Source organism: Kineococcus gypseus (genome assembly GCF_050871305.1).
Classification (GTDB): domain Bacteria; phylum Actinomycetota; class Actinomycetes; order Actinomycetales; family Kineococcaceae; genus Kineococcus; species Kineococcus gypseus.
Window position 1 is genome coordinate 43143 of the sequence record NZ_JBJLRD010000007.1, and the last position, 12939, is coordinate 56081.

The 12939-nt window shown below is 77.3% G+C and carries 8 protein-coding genes, 1 tRNA gene, 1 pseudogene and 1 riboswitch; of the genes and pseudogenes, 7 read left to right on the plus strand and 3 right to left on the minus strand.

Going from position 1 to position 12939, the window contains the following annotated elements; translation table 11 throughout:
* The first annotated feature begins 3 nt into the window (after positions 1-3).
* The 6 genes from ACRYMN_RS03900 to ACRYMN_RS03925 all read left to right on the plus strand — a co-directional run bounded on the left by ACRYMN_RS03900 (position 4) and on the right by ACRYMN_RS03925 (position 5985).
* On the plus strand, positions 4-1119 hold the full coding sequence (locus tag ACRYMN_RS03900; protein ID WP_432492168.1) for a prephenate dehydrogenase: 1116 nt from the start codon (positions 4-6) through the stop codon (positions 1117-1119).
* A gap of 68 nt (positions 1120-1187) precedes the next feature.
* A complete protein-coding gene (cmk, locus tag ACRYMN_RS03905) occupies positions 1188-1970 on the plus strand; it encodes a (d)CMP kinase (protein ID WP_432492170.1) in 783 nt (260 codons plus the stop codon).
* The gene (locus tag ACRYMN_RS03910; protein ID WP_432492172.1) at positions 1967-2710 is read left to right on the plus strand and encodes a lysophospholipid acyltransferase family protein; all 744 of its coding nucleotides are present in this window, start codon (positions 1967-1969) and stop codon (positions 2708-2710) included. Before cmk ends, ACRYMN_RS03910 begins: the two co-directional genes overlap by 4 nt.
* Positions 2707-4206: a ribosome biogenesis GTPase Der gene (der, locus tag ACRYMN_RS03915; protein WP_432492174.1), complete on the plus strand. Its 1500-nt coding sequence runs from the start codon at positions 2707-2709 to the stop codon at positions 4204-4206. Before ACRYMN_RS03910 ends, der begins: the two co-directional genes overlap by 4 nt.
* Before the next feature lie 43 nt (positions 4207-4249).
* Positions 4250-4323 (plus strand) — tRNA-Pro (locus tag ACRYMN_RS03920).
* A gap of 237 nt (positions 4324-4560) precedes the next feature.
* Positions 4561-5985 carry an MFS transporter gene (locus tag ACRYMN_RS03925; protein ID WP_432492176.1) on the plus strand — a complete coding sequence of 475 codons (1425 nt, stop codon included), beginning with the start codon at positions 4561-4563 and terminating at the stop codon, positions 5983-5985.
* Between the two features lie 688 nt (positions 5986-6673).
* On the opposite strand, the pseudogene ACRYMN_RS03930 reads toward ACRYMN_RS03925, so the two are convergent.
* Both ACRYMN_RS03930 and ACRYMN_RS03935 read right to left on the minus strand, forming a co-directional pair.
* Positions 6674-7213, minus strand: a pseudogene (locus ACRYMN_RS03930) (bis-aminopropyl spermidine synthase family protein); the annotation flags it as partial.
* Positions 7214-7694: 481 nt separating this feature from the next.
* On the minus strand, positions 7695-10010 hold the full coding sequence (locus ACRYMN_RS03935) for an immune inhibitor A domain-containing protein (RefSeq protein ID WP_432492178.1): 2316 nt from the start codon (positions 10008-10010) through the stop codon (positions 7695-7697).
* A 266-nt stretch (positions 10011-10276) separates the two neighbouring features.
* Positions 10277-10369: riboswitch (SAM riboswitch) on the plus strand.
* A 279-nt stretch (positions 10370-10648) separates the two neighbouring features.
* Here ACRYMN_RS03935 and ACRYMN_RS03940 point away from each other — a divergent pair.
* Positions 10649-11542: a sulfurtransferase gene (locus tag ACRYMN_RS03940; RefSeq protein ID WP_432492180.1), complete on the plus strand. Its 894-nt coding sequence runs from the start codon at positions 10649-10651 to the stop codon at positions 11540-11542.
* Between the two features lie 127 nt (positions 11543-11669).
* Here ACRYMN_RS03940 and cobA read toward each other — a convergent pair whose 3' ends face one another.
* Positions 11670-12863, minus strand: a complete 1194-nt coding sequence (gene cobA / locus ACRYMN_RS03945) for a uroporphyrinogen-III C-methyltransferase (protein WP_432492182.1) — start codon at positions 12861-12863, stop codon at positions 11670-11672.
* Positions 12864-12939: the final 76 nt, after the last annotated feature.

Consider the following 12939-nt stretch of genomic DNA (forward strand, 5'->3'; position numbering starts at 1 on the left):
CCGGTGACCCTCGACGCCGCCGCGCCCGCGCGCACCGCCGGCACCGTGCGCGTGGTCGGCTCCGGCCTGCTCGGCGCCTCCGCGGGGCTGGCCCTGTCGCTGCGCGGCGTGGACGTCGTGCTCAGCGACTCCTCGCCCACCCAGGCGGCGCTGGCGCGCGACCTGGGCGCCGGGCGCCTGGCCGCCGAGGGCGACGAGCCGTCCCTGGTGCTGGTGGCCACCCCGCCGGACGTGGTGGCCGAGGTGGTCGTCGCCGAGCTGGCCGCGCACCCCGGCGCCGTGGTCACCGACGTGGCCAGCGTCAAGGGCGGGCCCCTGGCCGCGCTGCGCGCCGCGGGCGCGGACCTGCGCCGCTACGTCGGCGGTCACCCGATGGCCGGGCGCGAGCGCGGCGGCGCCGTCTCGGCGCGCGCGGACCTCTTCGCCGGCCGGCCGTGGGTGGTGGCGGCCACCGAGGCGGCCGACCCGGCGGCGGTGGCGCGCGTGCACGACCTCGCCGTCGACTGCGGCGGGGTGCCGGTGGCCATGCCCGCCGCCGAGCACGACGAGGCCGTCGCGCTGGTCTCGCACGCCCCGCAGGTCGCCGCCAGCCTGGTCGCCGCGCGCCTGCGGGGCGCGCCCGAGCCGGCCGTGCGCCTGGCCGGGCAGGGCCTGCGCGACGTCACCCGCATCGCCGGCAGCGACCCGGTGCTGTGGGCGCAGATCCTCGCCGCCAACGCCGGGCCCGTCGCCGACGTGCTCGAGGAGCTGCGCACGGACCTCGACGCGGTCGTCGGCGCGCTGCGCGCCCTGCAGGCGGACCCGACCGCGCCCGGCGCGCGCGGGCGCCTGGCGCAGCTGATCGCCGCCGGCGGGGCCGGGCGCGAGCGCATCCCGGGCAAGCACGGCGGGGCGCCGGCGCTGTACGCCACCGTCGTGGTGGTCGTGCCCGACCGCCCCGGCGCGCTGGCGCGGCTGCTGGCCGACGTGGGCGAGGCCGGGGTCAACCTGGAGGACCTGCGCCTGGAGCACTCCCCGGGGCAGGCCGTGGCGCTGGCCGCGGTGGACGTGCTGCCCGCGGCGGCCGCTCGGCTGGCCGAGGCGCTGCGCGCGCGCGGCTGGACGGTCCCGGCCTCGTGAGCCACCGGGGGCGCTGAGCCGCCGGGCGCGCGTCGAGCGGGCCGGGCGCGGTCGACTAACCTCGTCCGGTGCCCACCTCCTCCCGCGGTCCCGCCGCGCCCACCGGCGCGCCCCCCGCCGCCCCGCCACGGGCGGGCGTGGTCGTCGCCGTCGACGGGCCCTCCGGCTCCGGCAAGTCCAGCGTCAGCCGCGCCGCCGCGCGCGCCCTGGGCGTGGCGTTCCTGGACACCGGCGCGATGTACCGCGCCGTGACCTGGTCGGCGCTGCGCGCCGGGGTGGACCTGCACGACCCGGTGGCCGTGGCCGCGCACGTGCGCACCGTGGCGCTGTCGGTGGGCACCGACCCGCAGGCGCCGGCCGTGGCGGTGGTCGGCCCCGACGGGCGCGAGACGAACGTGACCACCGAGGTGCGCGGGGCCGAGGTCACCGCCGCCGTCAGCGCGGTGGCCGCCGTGCCCGCGGTGCGCTCGGACCTGGTGCTGCGCCAGCGCGCGCTCATCGAGGCCGCGTGCGCCGCCCCGGCCCCCGGCGCGCGCCCGGGCGTGGTGGCCGAGGGCCGCGACATCACCACCGTCGTCGCCCCGCAGGCCGACGTGCGGGTGCTGCTGACCGCCGACGAGTCGGTGCGCCTGGCGCGGCGCGCGCAGCAGGACCTCGGCGCGGCCGACGAGGCCGCGCTGGAGGCGGTGCGCCGCTCGGTCTCCGAGCGCGACCGCGTCGACGCGCGCACCACGGCCTTCACCACCGCCGCCGACGGCGTGGTCACCCTGGACTCCACGCACCTGGACTTCGACGGCACCGTCGCCGCCCTGCTGGAGCTGGTGCGCAGCGCGGTGGGGGAGCGGGCGTGACGCCGGCCCCCGCCCCGGTGGCCGTGCCGCGCGCGGGCCGCCCGCAGCCGTGGACGAAGGCGCTGGGCAGGTTCCTGGCGCACGTGGTGTGGTCCTCCACCGTGCACGGCGCCGAGAACGTGCCGGCCACCGGCCCGGTGCTGCTGGCCTCCAACCACGCCTCGCTGACCGACGGGCCGCTGCTGTTCGGCGTGGCCCCGCGCGACGTCGCCTTCCTGGTGAAGAAGGAGATGTTCGACGGCCCCGTCGGCTGGGCGCTGCTGCGCGCCGGGCAGATCCCCATCGACCGCAGCCACGGCGACCGCGACGCGCTGCAGACGGTGCTGCGCGTGCTCTCCGAGGGCGGCGCGGCCGGCGTCTTCCCCGAGGGCACCCGCGGGCGCGGCGACGCGGCCTCGGTGCGCTCGGGCATCGCCTGGATCGCGCTGCAGTCCGGTGCGCCGGTGGTCCCGGTGGCGTGCCTGGGCGCGCACCGCCCCGGCGAGCGGGGCCGCACCGCGCCGCCGCCGCGGCGCAGGCTGCACTACTGCTTCGGCGAGCCGTTCACCGTCGTCAAGGAGCCCGGCGTGCCGGGCCGGGCGGCGCTGGCCGCGGCCGTGGAGCAGGTGCGCGACAAGCTGTCCGCGCACGTCCTGGAGAGCATGCGGCGCACGGGGACACCCCTGCCCGACGACCTGGACGCCGCCGGGCTGGGCCTGCGCGAGCTGGCGTCCGACGACGCGACCGGAGGTCCGCGGTGAGCACCCCGAACACCCCGCACGAGCACGACGACGGCACGGGCACCGGCCCCGACGACGGCCTGGACGCCGGCGTCGAGGGCGCCCTGCGCGCCGGGCTGGAGGACTACGACCTCTCCCCGGAGGACGTGGCCCTGCTGGAGGCCGACGGCCCCGGCGGCCCGGAGGACGCCCCCGCCGGCCCGCTGCCGGTGCTGGCCGTGGTGGGCCGGCCCAACGTGGGCAAGTCCACGCTGGTCAACCGCATCATCGGCCGCCGCGAGGCGGTCGTGGAGGACGTGCCCGGCGTGACCCGGGACCGGGTCTCCTACCCGGCGAACTGGGCCGGGCGCGACTTCACCCTCGTCGACACCGGCGGCTGGGAGCGCAAGGCCGCCGGCCTGGACCTCGCCGTGGCCGAGCAGGCCGAGATCGCCATCGACCTGGCCGACGCCGTGGTGTTCGTCGTGGACGCCACCGTGGGGGCGACCACGTCCGACGAGCAGGTCGTGCGGATGCTGCGCCGCTCGGGCAAGCCCGTCGTGCTGGTGGCCAACAAGGTCGACGGCCCGCGCCAGGAGGCCGACGCCGCCGAGCTGTGGTCCCTGGGCCTGGGCGAGCCGCACGCGGTCTCCGCGCTGCACGGGCGCGGCACCGGCGACGCGCTGGACGCCGCGGTGCGGCTGCTGCCGGAGGTCTCCGCCGTCGGCGGTGCGCTGCCCACCGGCGGCCCGCGCCGCGTGGCGCTGCTGGGCCGGCCCAACGTGGGCAAGTCCAGCATGCTCAACAAGCTCGCCGGCTCCGAGCGCGTCGTGGTGCACCCCACCGCCGGCACCACCCGCGACCCCGTCGACGAGCTCATCGAGCTGGGCGGGCGCACCTGGCGCTTCGTGGACACCGCCGGCATCCGCCGGCGCGTGCACCTGACGAAGGGCGCGGACTTCTACGCCTCCCTGCGCACGCAGGCGGCGCTGGAGAAGGCGGAGGTGGCCGCCGTGCTCGTCGACGCCAGCGAGCCGCTGACCGAGCAGGACATCCGCATCGTCTCTACGGTCGTGGAGTCCGGCCGGGCGCTGGTGATCGGCTACAACAAGTGGGACCTCACCGACGAGGAGCGCCGCCACTACCTCGAGCGCGAGATCGAGAAGGAGCTCGTGCAGGTGCCGTGGGCGCCGCGGGTGAACGTCTCGGCGCTGACGGGCCGGCACGTGGACCGCCTCGTGCCCGCGCTGGACACCGCCCTGGAGTCGTGGGACACGCGCATCCCCACCGGGCGCCTGAACAGCTTCCTCGGGCAGGTCGTCTCCGCCCAGCCCCACCCGGTGCGCGGGGGCAAGCAGCCGCGCATCCTCTTCGCCACGCAGGTCTCGACCCGCCCGCCGCGCTTCGTGGTCTTCGCCAGCGGCTTCCTCGAGGCCGGCTACCGCCGCTTCCTCGAGCGCCGCCTGCGCGAGGAGTTCGGCTTCACCGGCTCGCCCATCGAGCTGAGCGTGCGGGTGCGGGAGAAGCGCAAGCGATGAGGTAGGGTTCTACCCGGCTCGCCCCGCGAGGGGCCGGGTCGATCGGGCTGTGGCGCAGCTTGGTAGCGCACTTGACTGGGGGTCAAGGGGTCGCAGGTTCAAATCCTGTCAGCCCGACCGGAGCAGGTTCCGGTCAGAGCGGGTGGTCGTCCGAGGAGGACGGCCACCCGCTCTCCGCGTTCCGGGGTGCCCGGTGCTGCGCGGGCCGTCCACCGGCGGCGGGGCACCGCCCACGTCGGCGGTGCCCTGCCGCGAGCGGCGCCGCGCGCGCCGCCCGGGGGCGCCGCGCCCCTAGCGTCGGGGGGTGAGCCCCGCCCGCCGCCCCCCGAGCCCTGCGCGCGGACGGCGCCGGGCGTGGTGAGCCGCACGTTCCGCTCGCTGCGGCACCGCGACTACCGCTGGTGGGCGGCCGGTGCGCTGGTGAGCAACACCGGCACGTGGATGCAGCGCATCGCCCAGGACTGGCTGGCCGTGCAGGTCCTGCCGGGCGCCTCGGGCACCGCCGGCGGGGTGACGACCGCCCTGCAGTTCGCGCCCGTGCTGCTGCTGGCGCCCCTGGCCGGCGGGCTGGCCGACCGCTTCTCCCGGCGCCGGCTGCTGGTGGTGACCCAGGTGGTCACGGCGCTGCTGGCCACCGCCACGGGCGTGCTGGTCGTCACCGAGCACGCGGCGCTGTGGCACCTGTACGTGCTGGCGCTGCTGCTGGGCTGCGTCACCGCGCTGGACGGGCCTGCGCGCCTGACGTTCGCCGGTCAGCTCGTGCCCGAGGAGGACCTGCCCAACGCCGTGGCGCTGAACGCGGCGTCCTTCAACGCCGCCCGGCTGATCGGCCCCGCGGTGGCCGGGCTGCTCATCGCCTCGATCGGCGCCGGGCCGGTGTTCCTGCTCAACGCGCTGAGCTTCGTGCCGGCGCTGGCCGCGCTGCGCGCGGTGCGCCACGTGGACCGCGCCGACGGCGCCGACGGCACCGGTGGTGCCGCTGGTGCCGGTGGTGCCGGTGGTGCCGCTGGTGCGGCCGGCGCGGAGGGGCGGGCCGGGCGCCCGGCCCGCGCGCCCGCCTCCTCCCGGGGGGTGCGCGCGGGCCTGCGGCACGTGCGCGAGCGCCCCGAGCTGGTGGTGGTGCTGGCCCTGGTGGCCGTCGTCGGCGGCCTGGGGCTGAACTTCCAGCTCACCAGCGCCCTCGTCGTGGGTGAGCGCTTCGGGCTGGGGGCGGCGGAGTTCGGGCTGGCGGGCACCGCGGTGGCGGTCGGCTCCCTCGGCGGGGCGCTGGTGGCCGCCCGCCGCGAGGGCCCGCGGCACCGGGTGCTCGTCGGCGCCGCCGCCGCGTTCGGCGCGCTGGCGAGCCTGTCGGCGCTGGTGCCCACCTACGAGCTGTACCTGCTCGTCCTGGTGCCCATGGGCGTGGCGTCGCTGACGTTCTTCACCACGGCCAACGCCACGGTGCAGACGCGCAGCGACCCGGCGGTGCGCGGCCGCGTGGTCGCGCTGTACCTGGCGCTGCTGCAGGGCGGCGCCGTGCTCGGCGCCCCCCTCGTCGGCTGGGTGGGCACGCGCGCCGGGGCGCAGTGGGCGGTGCTGACCGGGTCGCTGCCCGCCACCGCGGCCGCGCTGGCCGCCGCGGTGGCCCTGCTGCTGCTGCGCCGGCGCGCCGCTACGGCTGCGCGTCCCCGCCCCCCGGCGCCTCCGCCGGCGTCTCCGTCCACGCCGCCGCGCACGCCGCCAGGCCCCGCAGCACCTCGGCGACCTGGTGCCGGGGCAGCTCCACCAGCGAGGCGCTGAGCAGCTCCGGGCGCACGTGCTCGGCGAGCAGGTCGCGCGCGGCGTTCTTCGTCAGCACCCGCCCCCGCTCGCGGGCGGCGGCGACCAGCGCCTCGCGCGCGACGTTGCCCAGCCTGCCGTGCGCCCTGGCCAGGACGCGGGCGGCAGGGCCGCCGCCCGGGCGCGCGCGGGCCAGCAGCGCGGTGAGCGCGGTGCCCGGCAGCGCGTGCGCGCTCAGCTCGTACTTGCCCCTCAGCAGCTCGCGCCACTGCGCGAGGGACGCCTGCGCGCCGGGCGGCAGCAGCAGCGCGGCCGCCTCGGCGTTCAGCGCCAGCAGGGTGCGCAGCACCCACGGCTCCGGGGCGTCGGTGAGGTCGACCAGGGCGCGCGCCCGGCGGCCGGCCAGCTGCGCCGGCACGCCCTGGGCGAGCAGGGTGGGCAGGAGCACGTGCTGGCCGGGGGCCGCGTCCTCCAGGGGCTGCGCCGTGACGGCGATCAGCGGGGCGTTGCCGCCCGCGCCGTCCAGCAGCGCCAGCGCCCCGGCCACGGCGGCCTCCTCGAGCGCCTGCGCGCCGCCCTCGAGGGACTGCCTGCCGTGGGTGTAGATGCGCACCTGCTGGCGCTCGGCCGCGGTGGGCGCGGCGCGCCGGGTGCGGGCGGTGGGCTGCAGCACGTACAGGTCGCCGTGCGAGCCGATGGCCTGGGCGCCGTCGTAGGCGTTGAAGTCGGGCAGCACCGCCTCGTGCACCAGGTGCAGCCCCTGCACGGCCTGCTGCACCTTCAGCCCCAGCGCCGGCTGGTGCTCGCCGTAGCCGTACGCGACGACCAGGCGGCCGCGCTCGGCGTCGCGCAGGCCCTGCAGCCCGGCTAGCAGGAACGTCTCGACGCCCTCGGGGGTGTAGGGCGGGTCGGTGAAGACCACGTCCGCCCACTCGCGCGCCGAGGCCGGCAGCCCCAGGCGGAAGTCGCCCCACAGGCAGCGCACCGACCAGCCGCGGCGGCGGGCGGTGGTGTCGATGAACTCCAGGACGCGCTCGTCGAGGTCGACGACGACGACCTGCACCGCGGGGTCGGTGGCGGCCGCGGCCAGGGAGGTCAGGTCGTGGTCGCCCACGCACAGCAGCCGCATCGCGGCCAGGTCGTAGCGGTCGGCCAGCCAGCGGCCGCGGCGCGCGGCCGTGGCGGGCGTGGCCCCGACGTGGTCGAGGTCGCGGTCGGGCGCGGGGCGCTGCGCGATCAGCTCGGCCATCGTCGCCACGAGCGCGCCGTCCACGCCCAGGGCGCGGTCCCAGAAGCCGGCGGGGTCCTCGGCGGTGCCCACCTCGAAGACCGCGGCGTACTCGGCGGCGCGCTCGGGGCGCAGCGCGTACCGGCCGCCGTCCTCGACGAGGTCGTCGGCCACCTCCCGCAGCAGCGCCTCCACGCGCCGGCGCGTCAGGGCGCTGGCGGCCACCAGCTCCGGCAGCGTCGCCGGCCCGCTGGCCAGGGCGCGCACGAGGGCGCGCAGCGGCCGCACGAAGGGGCCCGCCGCCGAGCGCAGGGCGCGCGGGTCGCTCACGAGCCCGCCCCGGCCGCCGCGACCGCCTGCCACCCGTGGAGCACGCCCGCAGTCTGGCACGGAGGCGGTGCTGCTCCGGGACGGCGCCGCTCCGGGACGGCGCCGCCCGGGGACGACGGAGGCCCACCGGCGTGCGCCGGTGGGCCTCCGCTGCACCTCGCGCGGGCCGGGGTCAGCCGTTGACGCGCACCTGCATGAACGAGTCGCGGGCGCTGGTGCTCACGACGGTGATCCTCGTGCCCGTCTTGGGCACGTCCACGCCGGACCAGCCGTCGGCGTCGGGCTGCTCACCGGCCGCGACGTACCAGTCCTTGGTGTCGTCGAAGGTCGCCACCGCGGGCAGGCCGCCGTAGGTGCCCGCCTTGCCGGTGTCCGGGTCGTGCAGGGTGAAGCGGTCCGTGGCCTCCAGCCCGAAGGTGGAGTCGTGGGACTGCACCCGCGGGCGCCAGCTCTCGCCGTTGGTGCGGTTGGTGCCCTCGTCGTCGGTGGGTTCGTACAGCAGCCCGGGGTGGGCGTCGACGGGCAGGACCAGGCCGCCGCCGGGGTGGGCGCCGACGTTGTTGTCGCCGTACTGGGTGTTCCAGTACGTGACGAGCAGACCGTCCTGGTAGGCGTAGCGCTCGGCGTGGTCCGGGTGCGCCGGGTCGCCGAAGTTGTACGGCCCGGTGGCCAGGCTGGCGTCGAAGCCGCGGTACTGGCGGTACTCGGCCAGGTAGGCGTTGAAGAACGACTCCGTGGTGGTGCCGGTGCTGACGGTGAAGCCGTCCAGCGTCCAGCTCGTCACCGGCGTGCCGCCCAGGGAGACCGCGTCGACCTGCAGGCCCGGCTCGGTGGCCGCGCCGTCGGTCCAGTAGCGGAAGCCGACCAGCGCGCCGGCGGGCACGCCCGCCAGGGAGGCGCTCAGGTCCACCCACTGCCCCCCGGTGCTGCCGGTGATGCCCTGGCCGAAGTTCTGGCCGTTGGGGTCGGTGGTGACGGAGCGGTTGGTGGCCACGGGGGTGAAGGTCTTGCCGCCGTCGGTGGAGTAGACGACGTAGGCGTAGTCCCAGTCCTGCTCGATCTGGTACTTCACCTTCGCGCTCAGCGTGCTCGCTCCTGCGGGCAGCGGCGTGAGCATGGTGTTGTCCAGGTCGTCCCCGGCGCCGGAGTACCAGAAGTCGCCGCCCTCGAAGGGGGTGCCGATCGTGGTGGTGACCTCCTTGTCGGGCAGCTGCACGACGAGGGCCTGCGCCTGCTTGGTGGTCGCCTCGGCCGGGCCGAGCTTGGTGCTCACCTTCGCGCCCGGCTTGACGGTCTCGTAGTCCAGCCAGCCCAGCTGCAGCTTCTCCCAGGCGCCCATGTGCATCGGCTCGGTGCCGATGCCGTCCTCGGGGCGCCCGCTGTTGCCGTACGAGCCGGACGACATCAGCGACCAGAACGCGGTGGAGTTCTCCGCGCCGCCGGAGTTGCCGGAGGTGTCGTACAGGTCGGGCAGGCCCAGGTCGTGGCCGAACTCGTGCGAGAACACGCCGACGCCGCCGTTCTCCGGCTCGACGGTGTAGTCGCCCACCCAGTACTTCGACTGCCCGATGCGGGTGCCGCCGAGCGCGTTGGTGGTGCCGCCGACGGCCGGGCCGCCGGTGCCCACGCGGGTGGTCTGGTTGTACCAGCGGTGCGACCAGATCGCGGCCTGGCCCAGGGCGCCGCCGCCGACCTCCTCGCCCTCGCCGGAGTGCACGGCCTGGAAGTGGTCGATGTAGCCGTCCGGCTCGTCGAAGTCGCCGTCGCCGTCGAAGTCGTAGCGGTCCCACTGGTCGAAGCGGGAGAGCTCCTGGTCGATCTGCGCGACCGACTTGCCGGCGGCCAGCTGCTGCGCGTACCAGCCGTTGAGGGAGTCGTTGACGAACCCCCACGCCGCGCGGTCGCCCAGCGCGTTGTCGCCGTACGACTTGCCGGTGCCGGGCAGGCGCACCCAGTCGGTGACCGCGCCCTCGACGGTGTAGCGGCCGGAGGAGACCTCGTCGTAGAAGTTCGCCATCGACACGTCGCCCTCGGCCTGCGAGAAGAGCAGGTCCTCGTAGTACGGCCGGGAGAAGTCCTTCGTCCAGATGGTCGTGTCGTCCACGGACCGGTCCGGCGCGGGGATGCTGTTGTGCGGCAGGTCGGCGAACTCGCCGAGCACGGTGAAGATCTGGTCGGTGTCCTCGCGGGCGAGCTCGACGTACTGGCCCTTGGCGACCTCGACGACCTTCCCGTCCCCGCTGGGGGCGGCCTGGCCGCGCAGCACCTTCTCCAGCCCGGCCTGGCGCAGCGCGCGCTGCTTGTCGGCCAGCGGGTTGGGCAGGTCGTGGCTGCGCCCGGCGCCCTGCGGGCCCGGCGCGGCGGCGCCGCCGAAGGCGCTCGCGGCGGCGGGGGCGGGGGCCGCGGGGGCGGCGGGTGCTGCAGAGGCGACGGCGGGCGTGGCCGCGACGAGCGCGGCGCCCACGACGGCGCAGAGGGTTCTTCTCAACGCAGGTGCTCCTGGTCTCAGCGGACGGCGCCCGGCCGCCGGAGGGGTCTCCGGACGACGGTGTCGGGCAGCCGTCGCCGACCATATGTCACGCTCAGTGGTGCTCCGCGCCGTCGCGGCACCGGGCCGCCCAGGTGTTACCCAGCCTTAACACGGTGCCCCGTCGAACTTCCCGCGGCGGGGCCGCGGGTGGCCGGTGCGGCGCCCCGTGCGGCGCACCGTGCGGCGGTTGACACGGTGCCGGGGCAGCGGGCACGGTATGCCGACGACCATCGAGAGCGGCCGAGAGACCTGGCTCGACGACGCCGCAGCAACCCCCCTGCAGAGGGCGTGGGTGCTTCCGCCAGGACCGATGGAGGGCACGGCATGACGCACGACCGCACCACCGAGCTGCACTCGCGCCGGCACGTCGACCTGTGCCGCTGCGGTTCGGCCGCCTGTCGCTGACGCCGCGCGCCGGCACCCGCCCCGTCCCCCGACGCGGGGCGCCCCCCGCGGACCCGGGGAGCGCCCCGCCACCGCCCGCCCGGCCGGTCACCCCGGCCCGCGCACCACCACCGCGCAACCGCGCGCAACGCAGCGCAGCGCACGACCCCGACCAGCCCGCAGAACCCCGCACACGCCCTGGAGGGCCACGCATGTCCACGTCCACCGACGCGACCACCGAGGCGAAGTTCGCCGAGTACGCGCACCCCGAGAAGCTCGTCAGCACCGGATGGCTCGCCGAGAACCTCGGCCGCGAGGGCCTGGTCGTCGTCGAGAGCGACGAGGACGTCCTCCTGTACGAGACCGGCCACATCCCCGGCGCCGTGAAGGTCGACTGGCACACCGAGCTCAACGACCCCGTCACCCGCGACTACCTCGACGGCGCCGCGTTCGCGGAGCTGCTCTCGCGCAAGGGGATCCGCCGCGAGGACACCGTCGTGCTCTACGGCGACAAGAGCAACTGGTGGGCCGCCTACGCCCTGTGGGTGTTCACCCTGTTCGGCCACGAGGACGTGCGCCTGCTCGACGGCGGGCGCGCCAAGTGGGCCGCCGAGGGCCGCGAGCTGACCACCGAGGCGCCGCAGCGCGAGCGCACCGAGTACCCCGTCGTCGAGCGCGACGACAGCCGCGTGCGCGCCTTCGCGCAGGACGTGCGCGAGCACCGCGGCGGCCTGGTGGACGTGCGCTCCGCGCCGGAGTACAGCGGCGAGCGCACCCACATGCCCGACTACCCGCAGGAGGGCACGCTGCGCGGCGGGCACATCGCCGGCGCGGCCAGCGTGCCGTGGGCGAAGGCCGCGAACGAGGACGGCACGTTCAAGGACCGCGCGGCCCTGGAGGAGATCTACTTCACCGGTGCCGGGCTGACCCCGCAGACGGACACCGTGACGTACTGCCGCATCGGCGAGCGCTCCAGCCACACGTGGTTCGTGCTCACCCACCTGCTGGGGCTGGAGAAGGTGCGCAACTACGACGGCAGCTGGACGGAGTGGGGCAACGCGGTGCGCGCGCCCATCGTCGTGGGCACCGAGCCCGGCGAGCGCTGAGCGCGGAGCGGCCCGCGCACGACGGCCCCGGGACCCGCGGTGACGAGCCGCGGTCCCGGGGCCGTCGCGCGCCCGGGAGCGTGCGCCCGCCACCGCGTGCGCCCGGGGTCGCGTGCGCCCGGGGTTCTCAGCCGACGGGGCCGCGCAGCGCCTCGACGACCTCGCCGACCACGACGACGGCCGGTGCGCGCACCCCGGCCGCGCGCGCGACGTCGGCGACGTCGGCGAGCGTGGCGGTGGTGGTGCGCTGGCGTGGGCTCCAGCCGTCCTGCACGACGGCGACGGGGGTGGCCGGGTCCTTGCCGGCGGCCAGCAGGGCGGCGGCCAGGCGCTCCAGCGCCGTGACGCCCATGAGCACCACGAGGGTCCCGTCCAGGGAGGCGAGGGCGTGCAGGTCGTCCTCGTCGAGGTCCTCGTGGCCGGAGAGCACGGTGACGCAGCGCGCGGCGCCGCGGTGGGTGACGGGGATGCCGGCGGCGGCGGGCACCGCGAAGGCGCTGGTGACCCCGGGCACGACCTCGACCTCCACGCCGGCCTCGCGGCAGGCCAGGACCTCCTCGCCGCCGCGGCCGAGCACGTAGGGGTCCCCGCCCTTCAGGCGCACCACGGTGCGCCCGGCCAGGGCCGCGTCGACGAGGACGCGGTTGATCTCCTCCTGCGGCACCGGGTGGTTCCCGGCGGCCTTGCCGACGTCGACGACCTGCACGTCCGGGTCGAGCTCGGCGAGCACCCCGGTGGGGGCCAGGCGGTCCACGACGACCACGTCGGCCTCGGCCAGGCGCCGGCGCCCGCGCAGGGTCAGCAGCTCCGGCTCGCCGGGGCCGCCGCCGACGAGCACGACGCGCCCGCGCCCGCGGCGGTGCCGGCGCAGCGGGGCACCCCCGGAGTCCACGTGGTGGCCCAGCGCGGCGGCCAGCGCCCGGGTGCGGCCGGTGTCCGCCCCGGCGCCGACGGAGAGGACCACGTCGTCGCGGCGCACCACGGCCGGCGCGGCGGCGGAACCGGTCGCCGGGTCGCCCGGGTGCACGCACCACAGCCGGTGCCGCTCGGCCAGGGCGGCCACCGCGGCGTCCTCGCGCGCGTCGCCGGTGGCGGCGTGCACGAGCCAGGCGCCGACGAGGTCGGCCTCCGCCGCGGTGCCCGCGCGCCAGCGCACCCGCCCGCGCGCGTGCTGCTCGCGCAGCTCCTCGCACAACGCCGCCGCGACGACGAGGACGTCCGCGCCCGCGCCGGCCAGCTCGCGGGCCGAGGCCGCGGCGAGCGGGCCGCCCCCGGCGACGAGCACCCGCCGCCCGCGCAGGTCCAGGTGCACCGGCTGCATCAGCCCGGCCCGTCCTCCGCGCCCGGTGCCAGCGCTCCCAGTGCGCGGGCCGCGGCCGCGGCGGGGTCCTCGCCGG